This window comes from Bradyrhizobium macuxiense, from assembly GCF_007993935.1.
Lineage (GTDB): Bacteria > Pseudomonadota > Alphaproteobacteria > Rhizobiales > Xanthobacteraceae > Bradyrhizobium > Bradyrhizobium macuxiense_A.
In genome coordinates this window covers 105799-120078 of the sequence record NZ_VITY01000010.1, presented here as the reverse complement: position 1 = coordinate 120078, position 14280 = coordinate 105799, and the positions used below count along the sequence as shown (strand labels likewise).

At 63.9% G+C, this 14280-nt stretch carries 13 protein-coding genes; 7 read left to right on the top strand and 6 right to left on the bottom strand.

Features of this window, described 5'->3' with window-relative positions:
* Positions 1-33: 33 nt before the first annotated feature.
* Positions 34-708 (bottom strand): hypothetical protein, encoded by a 675-nt coding sequence (locus FBZ93_RS25585; protein WP_146989593.1) that lies wholly within the window; start codon positions 706-708, stop codon positions 34-36.
* Positions 699-2105, bottom strand: coding sequence for a selenium-binding protein SBP56-related protein (locus FBZ93_RS25580; protein ID WP_146989592.1), 1407 nt, complete (start codon positions 2103-2105; stop codon positions 699-701). The genes FBZ93_RS25585 and FBZ93_RS25580 overlap by 10 nt, the downstream gene beginning before the upstream one ends.
* A 322-nt stretch (positions 2106-2427) precedes the next feature.
* Here FBZ93_RS25580 and FBZ93_RS25575 point away from each other — a divergent pair, with 322 nt between their 5' ends.
* Positions 2428-3993 (top strand): serine hydrolase domain-containing protein, encoded by a 1566-nt coding sequence (locus FBZ93_RS25575; RefSeq protein WP_146989590.1) that lies wholly within the window; start codon positions 2428-2430, stop codon positions 3991-3993.
* Positions 3994-4028: 35 nt separating this feature from the next.
* Here the strand turns inward: FBZ93_RS25575 and FBZ93_RS25570 are convergent, their stop codons facing one another.
* A complete protein-coding gene (locus FBZ93_RS25570) occupies positions 4029-4493 on the bottom strand; it encodes an Lrp/AsnC family transcriptional regulator (RefSeq protein WP_146989588.1) in 465 nt (154 codons plus the stop codon).
* Positions 4494-4654: 161 nt separating this feature from the next.
* Here FBZ93_RS25570 and FBZ93_RS25565 point away from each other — a divergent pair, with 161 nt between their 5' ends.
* The 4 genes from FBZ93_RS25565 (at position 4655) to FBZ93_RS41835 (ending at position 7565) form a co-directional block, all read left to right on the top strand.
* The gene (locus FBZ93_RS25565; RefSeq protein ID WP_146989586.1) at positions 4655-5668 is read left to right on the top strand and encodes a 1-aminocyclopropane-1-carboxylate deaminase; all 1014 of its coding nucleotides are present in this window, start codon (positions 4655-4657) and stop codon (positions 5666-5668) included.
* A 186-nt stretch (positions 5669-5854) separates the two neighbouring features.
* Positions 5855-6100 carry a hypothetical protein gene (locus FBZ93_RS25560; RefSeq protein WP_246667652.1) on the top strand — a complete coding sequence of 82 codons (246 nt, stop codon included), beginning with the start codon at positions 5855-5857 and terminating at the stop codon, positions 6098-6100.
* Positions 6101-6303: 203 nt separating this feature from the next.
* Positions 6304-7002, top strand: coding sequence for a hypothetical protein (locus FBZ93_RS41840; RefSeq protein WP_349643268.1), 699 nt, complete (start codon positions 6304-6306; stop codon positions 7000-7002).
* Positions 6927-7565 (top strand): S1C family serine protease, encoded by a 639-nt coding sequence (locus FBZ93_RS41835; protein WP_349643267.1) that lies wholly within the window; start codon positions 6927-6929, stop codon positions 7563-7565. The genes FBZ93_RS41840 and FBZ93_RS41835 overlap by 76 nt, the downstream gene beginning before the upstream one ends.
* A 107-nt stretch (positions 7566-7672) precedes the next feature.
* On the opposite strand, the gene FBZ93_RS25550 is transcribed toward FBZ93_RS41835, so the two are convergent.
* The 3 genes from FBZ93_RS25550 to FBZ93_RS25540 all read right to left on the bottom strand — a co-directional run bounded on the left by FBZ93_RS25550 (position 7673) and on the right by FBZ93_RS25540 (position 11928).
* Positions 7673-8614, bottom strand: coding sequence for a metallophosphoesterase (locus FBZ93_RS25550; protein ID WP_146989584.1), 942 nt, complete (start codon positions 8612-8614; stop codon positions 7673-7675).
* Between the two features lie 182 nt (positions 8615-8796).
* A complete protein-coding gene (locus tag FBZ93_RS25545; protein ID WP_146989582.1) occupies positions 8797-10545 on the bottom strand; it encodes a flavin-containing monooxygenase in 1749 nt (582 codons plus the stop codon).
* 159 nt (positions 10546-10704) lie between these two features.
* The gene (locus tag FBZ93_RS25540) at positions 10705-11928 is read right to left on the bottom strand and encodes an MFS transporter (RefSeq protein WP_146989580.1); all 1224 of its coding nucleotides are present in this window, start codon (positions 11926-11928) and stop codon (positions 10705-10707) included.
* A 128-nt stretch (positions 11929-12056) separates the two neighbouring features.
* Between FBZ93_RS25540 and FBZ93_RS25535 the strand changes: the two genes are divergently transcribed.
* Together FBZ93_RS25535 and FBZ93_RS25530 are read left to right on the top strand one after the other, a co-directional pair.
* Positions 12057-13805, top strand: coding sequence for an SWIM zinc finger family protein (locus FBZ93_RS25535; protein ID WP_146989579.1), 1749 nt, complete (start codon positions 12057-12059; stop codon positions 13803-13805).
* A 62-nt stretch (positions 13806-13867) separates the two neighbouring features.
* Positions 13868-14245 (top strand): hypothetical protein, encoded by a 378-nt coding sequence (locus FBZ93_RS25530; RefSeq protein WP_146989577.1) that lies wholly within the window; start codon positions 13868-13870, stop codon positions 14243-14245.
* Positions 14246-14280: the final 35 nt, after the last annotated feature.

The window sequence follows — 14280 nt, the reverse complement described above, 5'->3', positions numbered from 1 at the left end:
CTCGGGCAGCCCGGCCGGCCCGGCAGCTCTCCGTCACTCCGCGACGGTGACGGCAAGCGCTGCAGCGCCCACAAGAACGAGGCTGACCGCCCAGACCGTCTCCAGATTGAACCAGCTCCGCGCGACGAATTTGACGCCGAAATAGCGATAGACCAGCCATGCCAGCAGGCCGCCGGCGCCGAGCATGGCGGCGGTGTGGACCAGCGCGACCAAAAGCGCCATCGCAAGGTTTTGGTCGATCACGCGCTGCGCCGCCGTGTGGCCGTCCTGCGCTGCCGATGTCGCGCAGAGGCCGAGATAGATCGGCAGCAGCATCAGGCCCGCGCCATGGGCAATCGCCACCGCGAACGACCAGAGCGCCAATCTGGTTGGCGGTATCCGGGCCAGCACGCGCGGATGGCGGCGATTGATGAGACGCATGAGGCCGAAGCCGATGATGATGATGGCGGCCGCGATCTGGATCGGGCGCTGCCATTCCGCCAGCGCGATCAGCAGTGCAAACGGCAGCAGCACGAGCAGCATCGCCGCGAGGTGGCCGGTCGACAGCGGCAGCAGCGCGCCGATGACGGCGCGCTGGGATTTTTCCATCAGGCCCGCGGAAACCGCGAGCGGCCAGCCCATGCCCGGGTTGATCCCGTGATAGAGGCCGCTTGCGATGATCGCGAGCCAGAGCCAGATGGTCGTCGTATCGACGTCGCTCAATTCCATACCGACGGATAGCAGAACGAATCCGTCGAACAGTCGCCGCCCTCGAGGCGGATCTGATGCGGGCGATAGCCCTCCGGGAAATCGACGAAATAGTCCTTGGCGAGCTCCAGCCCGCCGTTCGCGCCGACATTGGCCATGACTTCGGCGCCCGGCATGCCGTCGGGATAGAACTGGTCGTCCCAGGTCGAATACAGCGAGTTGGTCCAGTACACCCGCTTGCCGTCGCGGCTGATCTCGACCATCTGCGGGCCTCCGGCAAACGCCTTGCCGTTCGGATGCGGCGTGCGGCGGGCGATGCCGCCGATATGGACCGACCCGGCAAGCTTCGGCTTCCTCGGATCGCGGACGTCGTATTGGCGCATCTCGCCGGTACCCCAGCAGGAGACGTAGAGGAAGCGGTCGTCCATCGACAGGTCGATGTCGGTCACCAGCGGCGGCACGGCGCCGAACCCCTGCAACAGCGGCGGCAGCTTTTCCTTCGGCGCCGGCTCGGGCGGGATGGTCGCGGTCTTCTCGGCGTGGAATTTTCCGCCCTCACGCCACCAGGTCCAGATCGAGGCTTCGAGGTTGGTGGTGTCGACGACGACGCCGACAAAGCCATATTCACGGATCGGATCATGCGCGGGCCTGACCTCGAGCGCCATCTGGTGATTGGCGCCGAGGTCGATGGTCTGCACGTTGCGCCGCGCCCGCAGATCCCAGAAATGCAGCCGGTGACCGTATTTGTTCGACAGCAGGTCCTCGGCGACGATGCCGTTCTCGAATTGCGGCGGCAGCGCCCACTCGCTGGTCACCATGTAGTCGCGCGGCAGATTCCACCAGAAATCATAGTGCAGCGTCTGCGGCCCGCGGTCGATCTCCCAGCGGCCGAGCACGTCGAAGGTCTCGCAATCCATGATGAAGATGCCGGGCGGGCCCTGCGTACCGTCCTTGCCGCTGCCGCCGAGGGTGGAGACATAAATGCCATCGGGCCCGCAATGAATGGTGTGCGGCCGCGAGTAGCCGGTCTTCTTGAACACTTCCTCCGGCTCGATGATCTTGTGGATCTTGGCCTCGAGCGGCGAGGGTTTTGTGTCGATGATGTAGATGCGCGACGACCGCAGGCCCGGGATGATGAGATAGCGTCGCTCGATGAAGGCGTGTCCGGTGAGCGGCGACAATGCGGAGGAGCAAGCGTTCCAGCCGAAGTGATGGAACTCGTCGCCCTTGTTCGGCATCGTCACGGTGTGGACGATCTTGCCGTAGGTCTTCGAACCCGGCTTGACGTCGATCACCGCGAGTGCGTCGGGCTTCTTGAAGTCGGGGCTGAGCAGCAGCGTATAGGCGAACTGCTCCGGCGGCGCCTCCATCGCAAGCTTTGGCGAGGCGTGAAACGTGGGGTCGGGTCGCATCGTCATGACGTACTCCCGGTTTTATTGGCTTGTTACCAACGTCGGGCCGTTCGCAGCGTTGCAATGGTCTGAATGGGGCGGCCTGGCACTCCGCTGGACGCGAGGTTGGCTGCGGGCAGCTTACGGCATCATGCGCCTCCCGGAAACACGCGCGCATCCCCATCGGCTGTGGCGTTCTGCCACGAATTCGTGAGCCGTATCACAGATGGACTTGCGGGTGGCTCGGCTCTCGCCGCGCCGTCGGCCCCATGTCCGCAAGTTGTGAAGCGAGACCGCTGCCGCTCGTGGTATATGCCTTGCGCGAGTTGGTCACTGGCAGGGGCGGACTATGCAGGCAGTCGATCGCGTCGTTGGGCTTTCGTCACGGATCAGGGCTGCGGCGCTAGGCGCAGCCATCCTGCTCGCATCCGCCTATTCCGGCGCGGCCAACGGGCAGAGCCCCGAGCCGGTCTGGCCGACAGCTCAGTGGGAAACCTCGACGCCGGAGCAGCAGGGCATGGATTCGGCTGCGCTGGCCAAGCTGGTGGCGAACGGCACCACGCGCAGCTTCGACAGCCTGCTGGTGACGCGCCATGGCCGCATCGTGCTCGATGCCTATTACGCGCCCTTTACCGCCGACATGCCGCACGCGATCAACTCCTCCACCAAGGCGGTGGTCGCGACGCTGCTCGCGATGGCCTACAAGGATGGTCTCTTGGATCGTCTCGACCATCCCATGCTGGATTTCTTTTCCGATCGCAACATCGCTGATGTCGACGAGCGCAAGAAATCCATCACGGTCCAGCATCTGCTCAACATGACGTCGGGCCTCGACTGGGACGAGGGGTTTGAAGGCGGGCGGGAGCAGTCGCTGCGCGACATGGGAAAGAGCCCGGACTGGGTCCAGTTCATTCTGGACCGCCCGATGGCGCATGCGCCGGGCGAGACCTTCTATTACAACAGCGGCGGCTCGCATCTGCTGTCCGCGATCGTCAGCAAGCTCACCGGCAAGAACACCGCCGACTTTGCCGAGGAGCGGCTGTTCGGCCCGCTCGGCATTAACAGGCCGTTCTGGCGGCGCGATCCGCAAAGGCTGCCGATCGGCGGGTTTGGCCTGATGATGCGGCCGCGCGACATGGCGAAGATCGGCTATCTCTATCTGCGCAACGGCGAGTGGGCGGGCAAGCAGCTGCTGCCGGCCGATTTCCTCGATGCCGTCAACCACGCCAGCATCGACATGCATTCGCGGTTCGATCCCTCGCGGCGCTACGCCAACCAGTTCTGGGCGATTCCCGACAAGCACATCTACATGACGGTCGGCTATCACTGCCAGGTCGTCATGGTGTTGCCGGAGCGGGATATCGTCGCCGTCATGACGGCGAACAATTTCTGTTCGTTCGGCAAGCTCGCCGACGAGATTTCCGCTGCCGTCAAATCCGATCAGGCTCTGCCGGCCGATGCGGCCGCGACCGAACAATTGGCGAAGGCGATCGCGGACGTCTCCATCGAGAGGCCGACGCAGGTCGGCGCGACGCCTGCGACTGCATCTGCGATTTCGGGCCGGACCTACAAATTCCCCGACAATGACCTCGGCATCAAGACGCTGACGCTGTTCCTGGCTGACGAGAACCCGCGCTACGTCGTGGAGACCAACGCGGGCGATCCTGCACGGCGTCACTTCGACGGACCGATCGGTCTCGGCGGCCTCTATCGCAAAAGTGCTCCGACCTTTCTCGGCGTGCGCGCCGTCAAGGGCGCGTGGACGGACGAGCGAACCCTTGTCGTCGACCTCCAATATGTCGGGCTCGGCGACGCCTGGACCTGGACGCTCACCTATGACGGCGACAAGGTCGCGCTGCGCGGCAAGGCGAGGGACGGACGCGAGGGCGCTGCGGAAGGCGCGGCGGGCGGTTAAGGCGCGACGGGAAACCTTGGCTCGCTCGCATCGGCTCAGAACTCCAGCGCCGCATTGTCCACCACCTCCTTCATCACGAAGAAGGTGCGGGTCTGCCGGACGCCGGGCAGCGCGATCAGCTGGTCGCCGTGGATGCGATTGAAATCCTCCATGTCGCCGGCGCGGATCTTGAGGAAGTAGTCGAAGTCGCCGGCAACGAGGTGGCAGTCGAGCACGCATTTGAGTTTCGCCACCGCCTGCTCGAAGCTCGCAAAGCTTTCCGGCGTCGAGCGGTCGAGCACGACGCCGACCATGACGAGCGTGCCCTTGCCGAGCTTGCGCGGCGCCACCATGGCGCGGACGCTGCTGACGTAACCCTCGTCGAACAGCGCCTGGGTGCGGCGATGGCAGGTCGCGGGGCTGACGCCGACCTGATCGGCCAGCTCGGCATTGCTGAGCCGGCCGTTCTTCTGCAGCAATCTCAACATCTTGAGGTCGATGCGGTCGAGCCGGAAGGGCATGGAAGAATCTCTCACTATTAGTCAATCTTCTGAGAGAAAACATATCATCTGATGCAAATCAGGCAATCTTCGACAGCTAATCGGATCGAGTTAGAGAGCACCTTTCGCATCAGCGGTGATAGGAGTCGCCGCCGTTCCAGACCACCAAAGAGGATGCCAGCATGCTGGAGAAGTTCGCGCGCTATCCGCTCACATTCGGGCCGACCGCCATCGAGAAGCTCGATCGGCTGTCAAAGCATCTCGGCGGCAAGGTCGAGCTCTACGCCAAGCGCGAGGATTGCAACTCCGGGCTCGCCTATGGCGGCAACAAGCTGCGCAAGCTCGAATATATCATCCCCGACGCGATCGCCTCCAACGCCGACACGCTGGTCTCGATCGGCGGCGTGCAGTCCAACCACACCCGCATGGTTGCAGCCGTTGCGGCCAAGATCGGCATGAAGTGTCGGCTGGTGCAGGAAAGCTGGGTGCCGCATGAGGACGCCGTCTATGACCGCGTCGGCAACATCCTGCTGTCGCGCGTGATGGGCGCCGATGTGCGCCTGGTCGACGAAGGTTTCGACATCGGCATCCGCAAGAGCTGGGAGCAGGCGATCGAGGAAGTGAAGGCCGCTGGCGGCAAGCCTTACGCCATTCCGGCCGGCGCCTCCGTGCACAAATATGGCGGTCTCGGCTATGTCGGCTTCGCCGAAGAGGTGCGCGCGCAGGAGCGCCAGCTCGGCGTCAAGTTCGACTACATCGTCGTCTGCACGGTGACCGGCTCGACCCATGCCGGCATGCTGGTCGGCTTCGCCGCCGATGGACGTGCGCGCAACGTGATCGGCATCGACGGCTCGTTCACGCCTGATCAGACCAAGGCGCAGGTGCTGTCGATCGCGCAGAACACCGCAAAGCTGGTCGAGCTTGGCCGCGACATCGTCGAGGATGATGTCGTGCTGATCGAGGACTACGCCTATCCCGCCTATGGCGTGCCGTCGGAGGAGACCAAGGAGGCGATCCGCCTCAGCGCGCGGCTCGAAGGCATGATCACCGACCCCGTCTACGAGGGGAAGTCGATGCAGGGCATGATCGACCTGGTGCAGAAGGGCTTCTTCCCGGCCGGATCGAAGGTGCTCTACGCCCATCTCGGCGGTGCGCCGGCGCTCAACGGCTACGCCTACGCGTTCCGCAACGGCTGAGGCTGGTCACGCTTCGTAGCCCGGATGCAGCGAAGCGAAATCCGGGTTTGCCTTCTGCGGTATCTATGTTTCCCGGATTGCGCTGCGCTTCATCCGGGCTACGCGCTCTGTGCCCAAGTAAGGTCGGCGTCAGCTTCTCCCGATATCTTGTCCAGGCCGGGCGAGTCGGGAGACCTTCGCGTGACGATGATGAATGCGGCCGGCCGAGCCGTTGCCGCGCTCGGCGTCGGCATTGTCGCGGTGGGGCATTGGTTCTGGGCGTACCAGAGCCATAGTCATCTACCGCGCGCTCGCCTGCTGGCGGTGAATAGCGAGGTCGAACTCTATGTCGGCATCTTCCTGATCGGCGTCGGCGTCCACGCCCTCGCATCCCGTTACTGGTTTCGCGAACCAAACCCGCCCGCGCAGTCTTCGACTCGGGAGCCGCAATAGCGCGCCCGCCTCGCGCGCGCGACTATGTCTGGGTTGACAATCTAGGAACAAAATAGGAACATACGGTCTGTAACCACAGGGTGTGGCGATCGCCTCATCCGCGGCGGTATTGTGCGGCCGCAGGACCAAAGGCCAAGCCGCGCACCACTTGCGGATGAATTTCTCCGCCTCCTATGATGGGTTGTGGCTGGGGAGTGCGCGTCATGAGGGTTGTGGTCTGGGCGGTCGTTGCGGCCGCATGGTTGTTTGCGTCCGCAACGTCATCAAGCGCCCGCGGTCCCTACGGCTCGATCACGGTCGGCAATTGGAAGGGCGGCGCCTTCACCAACGACAAGGACGGCGCGTTCACGCATTGCTCGGCGGGGACGGTCTATCAGAGCGGCATCTACTTCGTGGTGGCGATTACCGCGAATGGGAGCTGGCGGCTCGGCTTTGCCCATGAGAGCTGGCGCCTGACGCTGGGTGAGGCTTTTCCGCTTGCGCTGACCTTCGACGGCCAGCCCGCGTTCAATGTCTACGGCATGCCATTCGGCACCCAGCTCGTGAATGTCGAGATGCCGGTAACCTCCAACCTGATCAATCAGTTCCGCAAGGCGCACCAGATGACCGCGTTCGCACAGGGACAATTGTTTCAGTTCAACCTCAATCAGACCGCGCAATTGCTGCCGGCGTTGCTCAATTGCGTGGTCTCGGTGAAGAAGAACGGCGTCGCCGGTGCAGGGGAATTCGCGGTCGCAGCCAAGCCGGCGGCTGCAGCGGCGCCGTCGGCAGCTGCGCCGAGCCCGCCGCAGAAGCAGGCCAAGTCGCGGGGACGGGGACCGGCTTCGTGGTCAGCAGCAGCGGGCACGTCGTCACCAACCATCATGTCATCAACGGGTGCAGCGAGATCACCGGCAATCTGAGCGGCGAGGCGCCGGTGAAATTGCGGCTGGTATCCGGCGATGAGACCAACGATCTCGCGCTGCTGCAGGCGCCATCGCCGTTCAAGGATGTCGCCAAGATCAGGCAAAATCCGATTCCGGTCGGCAATGGCGTGGTGGCGATCGGCTACCCCTATCACGGGCTGCTGACGTCCGATTTCACTGTCACCACGGGCATCGTCTCTTCGCTGAGCGGCATTCTCAACGACACCCGTTTCCTGCAGATCAGTGCCGCGGTGCAGCCGGGCAACAGCGGTGGTCCGCTGTTCGATCTCGGTGGCAGTGTGGTCGGCGTCGTGGCGGCCAAGCTCGATGCTGTCACGGTCGCGCGGGCAACAGGAACCATCCCGGAAAACATCAATTTCGCGATCAAGACCGGTGCGCTGCGCGATTTCCTCGACAACAGCGCGGTGCAGTACCAGACAGCCGAGTGGCGTGATTCGTTAAAGCGGGAGACGCCGGAGATCGCCAAGGACGCGCGCGGCTACACGCTCCTGATCGTTTGCAAGGTGAACGAGCAAAGCGCCGGCGCGAAGAAGCCGTGAAGCTCAGGTAGGCGGTTCGGTTGGTAGGATGGGTAGAGCGAAGCGAAACCCATCTCGTTCCGCGCATGAGATTGATGGGTTTCGCTGCGCTCTACCCATCCTACGGTCTACGTTAGCCGCCGCAGCGTGTGCAGCGTGATTTCGGCCGGGCAATTCAGCCGCACCGGCGCGAGGCTGGTGCCGGCGCCGGTCGATGTGTAGCCCGCGAGTTCGCCAAAGCGCCAGGCGCCCTTGCCCATCCGGCGCGGCAATCGCGCCTCCAGCTTGATCGCGATGCCGCCGGGCAGGCAGAGCTGGCCGCCATGGGTATGGCCGCTCAGCATCAGGTCGAAGCCGGCCGCCGCCGCTTCGCGATAGGATTCCGGCGTGTGCGCAAGCAGGATCGAGAACGCCTCGCGCGGAATCGCCGCGGCGGCCTTTGCGATGTCGTCGGTGCGATAGAAATGCGCATCGTCGATCCCGGCGAGGTGGATCGTCGCGCCGTCGCGCGTGATCGGCTCCTGCTCGTTGAACAGCATCCTGATCCCCATCGCCTCCAATCCCGGCGTCATGCGGATGCTGTCGTGATTGCCGAGGATGCCGTACAGCGGCAGCTTGATGCGCGCGCAGAGATCCTTCATCAGCGCGAGGCTGGTCTCGAACGGGCCAAAGGTCTTGCCGCGATAGTCGCCGGTCAGGACGCAGATGTCGCAGGCGATAGTGCCCACGATGTCAGCCAGATGCCGCATCGCGCCCTGGCTGATGTCGGCGTGCAGATCGCTGAGATGAAGGATGGTGAAGCCGTCGAAGGCGGCCGGCAGCCGCGCCGACGTCACCAGATTGCGCCGCACCTCGACCCGGTCGGCATTGCGCCGCGCACGGCCATGGAGGCCGACCAGCTTGAGCGTCGTCGTGACGATCCGCGGCGCCAGCTTCCAGTTCTCGACATTGAACAGCAGCGTGCCCTGGCCGAACACTTGCTTCTCATGCGCAGCCTCGATCCCAAGCCGGCGCACGACATGGTCCGCGCCGATCCGCTCGATCAATCCCTGCAACGCAGTGTCGGCCATCGTCCCCCGTGCGGCCCGCGATACGAAGCGCGGGCCGGCGCGACACTATCATGGGCGATCCGGTGCGGGATACCGCTGCGGCCAAAGCATGATCCGGAAAAGTGCGCAGCGGTTTTCCGAAAAGATCATGCTCAAACAAAGAGCTAAGGCGCGATGAAGATTCGACCCAATCTCATCGCGCCTTAGACCACAGGAACCCGTTTGGCGGCAACTGCGGCCGGCGAGATCACCTCGATGTCGAGCGGCACCTGCCAGCGCTCGGTGAAGCGCACCAGCGGCGCTGCATTGCCGTTGCGCCCGCCCTGCAGCACGAAGCCGTCATAGCCGGAGTTCATCACCTCATTGCACTTCTGCACGTAGATCGGGAAGCCGCCGATATAGGGCATGAACACGCGGGGACGGCCCGGGATGTTGGCGCCGACATACCAGGAGCTGCAGGTCGAGCGCAGCGAGACCGTGGAGACGTCGTTGACATGGGCGACCCAGGCGTCCTCGTCGTCGCGGACCGCCTCGATCGTGCCGGCGCCGATGTCGCGCATGTGACTGATGCAATCCGCCAGCCAGTCGACATGCTGCTCGATCGCCTGGATCATGCTCGCGAGCACCGACGGGCTGCCGGGCCCGGTGATCATGAACAAGTTCGGAAATCCCTCCGAGGCGAGCCCAAGATAGGCGCGCGGGCCGGCCCGCCATTTTTCGGCCAGCGTCTGCCCGCCGCGGCCGGTGATCGCGATCTTGTCGAACGAGCCGGTCATGGCGGCAAAGCCGGTGGCGGAAACGATCGCGTCGAACTTGTATTCGGCGCCGTCGACCACGATGCCGTCACGCGTGAAGCGTTCGATCGGCGTCTTCGAGACGTCGACCAGCTTCACATGCGGCAGGTTGTAGGTCTCGAAGTAGTTGGTATCGACGCAGAGCCGCTTGCAGCCGAACACGTTCTGCGGGCACAACAGCTCGGCGGTGGCGGGATCCTTGACGATGCCGCGGATCTTCTCGCGCGCGAAATTGGCGATGGTGTCGTTGGCGGCCTTCTCGAACAGCAAGTCACCGAACGCGCCGAGGAAGGGCAGGCCGCCGCGCTGCCAGGCTTCCTCATACAGCTGCTCGCGCTCATCCTCACTTGCCTGCAGTGCGGGCTGGGCGTTGAACTGAAAATAGAAGCCGGTCGGGCGCGCGCGGGCTTTCGCGCGCAGCTCCGGATAGTGCGCCTTGGCTTCCTTGAGATACTCCGCCGACAGCCGTTCATTCCATGCCGGCACCGACCAGGTCGCGGTGCGCTGGAACACGGTGAGCTCGGAGGCCTGCTGTGCGATGATCGGGATCGACTGGATCGCCGACGAGCCGGTGCCGATGACGCCGACGCGCAGCCCGCTGAAATCGACACCTTCATGCGGCCATTCGCCGGTGTGATAGATCGGCCCGCGGAAATCCGCCATGCCGGGAAAGGCCGGGCGGTTCGGCGCCGACAGGCAGCCGACAGCCATGATGCAGAATTTCGCGGTGACCTTGTCGCCGCGGTCGGTCTCGACCAGCCATGTCCCTGCCTTCTCGTCGAAGGTCGCCGCGGTGACGCGGGTATCGAACACGATCTGGCTGCGCAAATCGAAGCGGTCGGCGACATGATTGGCGTAGGCGAGAATTTCGGGCTGCGGAGAATATTTCTCCGACCAGCTCCAGTCCTGATCGAGTTCCTCGGAGAACGAGAAGGAATATTGCAGGCTCTCGACGTCGCAGCGCGCGCCGGGGTAGCGATTCCAGTACCAGGTGCCGCCGACCCCGCCGCCCGCCTCATAGACCCGGGCGGTGAAACCGAGCCCGCGCAGCCGGTGCAGCATGTACATGCCGGCGAATCCCGCGCCGATCACCACGGCATCGAACGTCCCGGTTTCGGCAGGGCGCGCAGTTGTGCGCGCGGTGCTCTCCTGAGCCATGTCCCGTCTCTTCCCTGTGCTTTGTCTTCGGCCGCGCCTCGTTGGGCGGGCACGAGAAAGATTAAGGCGAGCGCGGCGCGGCCCGCAAGCATGTGCGTTGCCGGGCCGGGTATGGCTCCTATGCCGCGGCGCTGATCGCAGCGGTATTCAAGCGCCGATTCATTCCAGCCGTTCCACCTTACGCAATGATGGGAACAATCTCATCCAGAGCAGCGCCACCGCGACCGTGCCGATGCCGCCGATCAGGGCCGCCGGCACCGTGCCGAACAACGCGGCCGTGATGCCGCTTTCGAATTCGCCGAGCTGGTTGGAAGCGTTGACGAACAGATAATTCACCGCGCCGACGCGGCCGCGCATCTCATCCGGCGTTGCGAGTTGCACCAGCGAGACACGGATCACGACGCTGATCGTGTCGGCCGCGCCCATCGCCGCGAGCACCAAGGTGGAGAGCCAGATCTCGCGCGACAGCGCGAATACGCAGATCGCGACGCCGAACGCGATCACGCCCTGGAACATGCGCAGGCCGACATGTTTCGAGATCGGATGCCGCGCCAGCATCGCCGTCATGACCAGCGCGCCGACCGCGGGTGCGGCGCGCATCACGCCGAGTGCCCATGGTCCCGCCTGCAGGATATCGCGCGCATAGATCGGCAGCAGCGCGCTGGCGCCGCCGAGCAGCACCGCGAACAGATCGAGCGAGATGGTGCCGAGGATCGCCGGATTGTCGCGGACGAATTTGACGCCTGCGAACAATTGACCGAGCGATGGCGGATCCGGCTCGCCCGCCGGCCGCTCCAGCCGGATCGCGCCGGCGAGGATGGCCGCGAGCAGCCAGAATGCTGTCATCACGGCATAGGGGACGACCGGAGAGATCGCGTAAGCGAAGCCGCCGATCGCGGGGCCGGCAACGACCGAGACTTGCCAGGCGCCGGTCGACAACGCAGTGGCGCGCTGCAGATGGCCGTCCGGCGCCACCGCCGGCAGCAGCGCCGAGGCGGCCGGATCGCCGAATGCACCGGCGACGCCAAACGCAACCAGCACCGAGAAGATCTCGGGCACCGTCAGGTCGCCGGCAAAGCTGCGCCAGCCGAGATAGGCGGCTCCCAGTCCCTGGATGATCTGGCAGGCCTGCACGACGCGGCGGCGGTCGTAGCGATCGGCGGCGTGGCCGGCGATGAACACGAGCAACGCGCTGGGGATGAACTGCACCAGCCCGACCAGGCCGAGATAGACCGCACTGCCGGTCAGCGCGTAGACCTGCCAGCCGATCGCAACCGTTGCGATCTGGTAGGCGAATTCGGAGAAGCCGCGCGACGCCACGAACAGCAGGAGCGGCGGATGGCGGAACAGATCGGCGGATGCCGCCTCGGATTGCGGGGACATTGGTCACGGATGGCGGAACCGGGGCGCGTCGTCAATCTCTGTGATTTGGACGCCCTCCATCTCGTTGGAGCCGGTGCTGTCAGATATATTCGGACGATCGACCCTCTCGAGAGCGACAGGCCGTGCACATGGCGCAAGCCCGAAAGCGATCCACCTCCGACGTTGAAGCTGTGGTTCGGGCCGGCCGATTCGATGTTGCAGCGTTGCAGGAGATCGCCGGCGACAAAAGCTTCGCTCGTGGCAGTGCCTATAAGGCGGATGGCCGGGTGGAGGTCATGACGATCGACGACACCCGCGTGATCGCGCGGGTGGCTGGGACCGAAATCTATCGCTGTGAGCTGACCGGGCGAGGTAAGAGCTTTTCCGGTCATTGTACCTGTCAGGCCTTCGTCGATTGGGCCTTCTGCAAGCATCTGACCGCCGTTGCCTTGACCGTCAACGATCTGGATCCGGAAGCGCTGGGACAGGCCTCGAACCGTCTTGGCAAGATTCGTTACCATTTGCGCACGAAGGGCATCGATCGCCTTGTCGAGATGGTTCTCGATCTCGCCGGGCGCGACCCCAAGCTGCTCGAGGAATTGGAGCTGTCGGCCACGCTCGACACGGCCGATGATGCGACGCTCATCGCGCAATTCAAGAAGGCCATCACCGACGCGACCCGGGTCCGCGGATACGTCGAATATCGCGACATGCGCGATTGGGCTCGCCGGATTGACGGCGTACTTGATCGTATCTCGGTTCTGCGCGATGGCGGGAAAGTGTTGCTCGTTCTAGAACTGCTCGAACATTTCTTCGCCCGAATGGACGAGGCCCTGACCAGGGTCGATGACTCCGACGGTGGCGGAGGTGCTTGCTACGCTCGCGCCTGCGAAATTCACCTTGCTGCCTGCGAGCAGTCAAAGCCCGAGCCAATAAAACTGGCGCGGGAGCTGTTCAAGCGCGAAGTCAGCTCCGATTGGGATTTCTTCTTTGGTGCGAGTGAGACCTATGCCGGGGTCCTCGGCGCGGCCGGGCTCGGCGAATATCGCAGGCTCGCAACCGAGGCGTGGCAAAAGGTGAAATCCAGGCAACGGGGGCGAACGGAGGTCCAGCCGAACGGAGAATATGCGCTTCGAGCCATGATGGAGCGCTTTGCCGAACGAGATAATGATGTCGATGGGATCATCGCCATTCGGGCCAACGATCTATCGTCCGCGTATCGTTATCTCGAGGTCGCTCAGGCCTGTCTCGACAACGGACGGGAACAGGAGGCGCTGAAATGGGCGGAAGAGGGGCTGTGGAAATTCGAGGATGAGCCCGACAAAGGCCTGGTTCTCTTTGCCTGTGATCTCCTTCAGCAAAACGGACGAAATGAAGACGCCAGCGCGCTGCTCTGGAAGCTGTTCGGCAAGGAACCCAGCGTCGACCTGTATCAGCGATTGATATCCGCCGCTGGCGATCGTAAGGCCCAGATCGGTGTTCGCGATGATGCCGTCGCCATGTTGAGCGCTCGAGCCGAAAAATCTGGCTCGCAAGCCGAATGGGACGTGTTCGGAGCTCCTGATGTTCTTGTCCGCGTGCTCATGGCGGAGGGATTATTGGCGGATGCTTGGGCGGCTGTCGGCAAGCACGGATGCCGTGAAATTGCGATGGAAGAACTTGCCAAAGCAAGCGAAGTGGATCTCCCGGCGGAGGCGTTGAAGGCGTATGCCCAATTGGTGGAACGCAAGGTCCGGATGGGCGGACAGGGCAACTACGAAGCCGCATATGCCATGATCAAGCGGATGCGGCGGCTTGACGGAGCAACCCAACATTCCGCCTACTTGGCCGATCTGATGACCCGCCATAAGGCGAAGCGGAATTTTATCAAGCTGCTGGCGTCGAAACAGGCCAGTTGAGGCGGCGCGCCCCCCATGGGACATCGTACGTCGCGGCCCGGCCGCTACTTGGAGAACGCCTCATGAAACTCGGTTGGCGGCCGCAGAAGTGGCTGGAAAAGAAAAGCAGGTCTGGCTTTCGCGGCTATCCGGTCGGGACGGTGGCGTTCTATGGACCCGACAACCTTCGCGCCAGCAAGGTTGCCGTTGCGGTGGTCACCGCCGAGGGAGCGCCTCCCTTCGCATTGCGCAGGTGGTTCTCCGAAACCGGCGATGTTCGCAATGATCCGACAATCATGGAGGAGGCCGCGGCTTTCCTTCGCGCGGAGGAAGTGCGCACAGTTGCCGTAGCGCCGACGATGATGGGATGCCCGCATGAAGAGGGGATTGACTATCCCGAAGGGGAGGTTTGTCCGCAATGTCCCTATTGGGCCAACCGAGAACGGCCCCTGCCCTGTTGAGAGGTCGTCTGACGACGACTCAGCTCCTGCACGGC

What these genes read in the sequence shown, in the direction of transcription:
- FBZ93_RS25585 (WP_146989593.1), bottom strand. Translation starts at nt 708, where the DNA reads ATGGAATTGAGCGACGTCGATACGACGACCATCTGGCTCTGGCTCGCG.
- FBZ93_RS25580 (WP_146989592.1), bottom strand. Translation starts at nt 2,105, where the DNA reads ATGACGATGCGACCCGACCCCACGTTTCACGCCTCGCCAAAGCTTGCG.
- FBZ93_RS25575 (WP_146989590.1), top strand. Translation starts at nt 2,428, where the DNA reads ATGCAGGCAGTCGATCGCGTCGTTGGGCTTTCGTCACGGATCAGGGCT.
- FBZ93_RS25570 (WP_146989588.1), bottom strand. Translation starts at nt 4,493, where the DNA reads ATGCCCTTCCGGCTCGACCGCATCGACCTCAAGATGTTGAGATTGCTG.
- FBZ93_RS25565 (WP_146989586.1), top strand. Translation starts at nt 4,655, where the DNA reads ATGCTGGAGAAGTTCGCGCGCTATCCGCTCACATTCGGGCCGACCGCC.
- FBZ93_RS25560 (WP_246667652.1), top strand. Translation starts at nt 5,855, where the DNA reads ATGATGAATGCGGCCGGCCGAGCCGTTGCCGCGCTCGGCGTCGGCATT.
- FBZ93_RS41840 (WP_349643268.1), top strand. Translation starts at nt 6,304, where the DNA reads ATGAGGGTTGTGGTCTGGGCGGTCGTTGCGGCCGCATGGTTGTTTGCG.
- FBZ93_RS25550 (WP_146989584.1), bottom strand. Translation starts at nt 8,614, where the DNA reads ATGGCCGACACTGCGTTGCAGGGATTGATCGAGCGGATCGGCGCGGAC.
- FBZ93_RS25545 (WP_146989582.1), bottom strand. Translation starts at nt 10,545, where the DNA reads ATGGCTCAGGAGAGCACCGCGCGCACAACTGCGCGCCCTGCCGAAACC.
- FBZ93_RS25540 (WP_146989580.1), bottom strand. Translation starts at nt 11,928, where the DNA reads ATGTCCCCGCAATCCGAGGCGGCATCCGCCGATCTGTTCCGCCATCCG.
- FBZ93_RS25535 (WP_146989579.1), top strand. Translation starts at nt 12,057, where the DNA reads ATGGCGCAAGCCCGAAAGCGATCCACCTCCGACGTTGAAGCTGTGGTT.
- FBZ93_RS25530 (WP_146989577.1), top strand. Translation starts at nt 13,868, where the DNA reads ATGAAACTCGGTTGGCGGCCGCAGAAGTGGCTGGAAAAGAAAAGCAGG.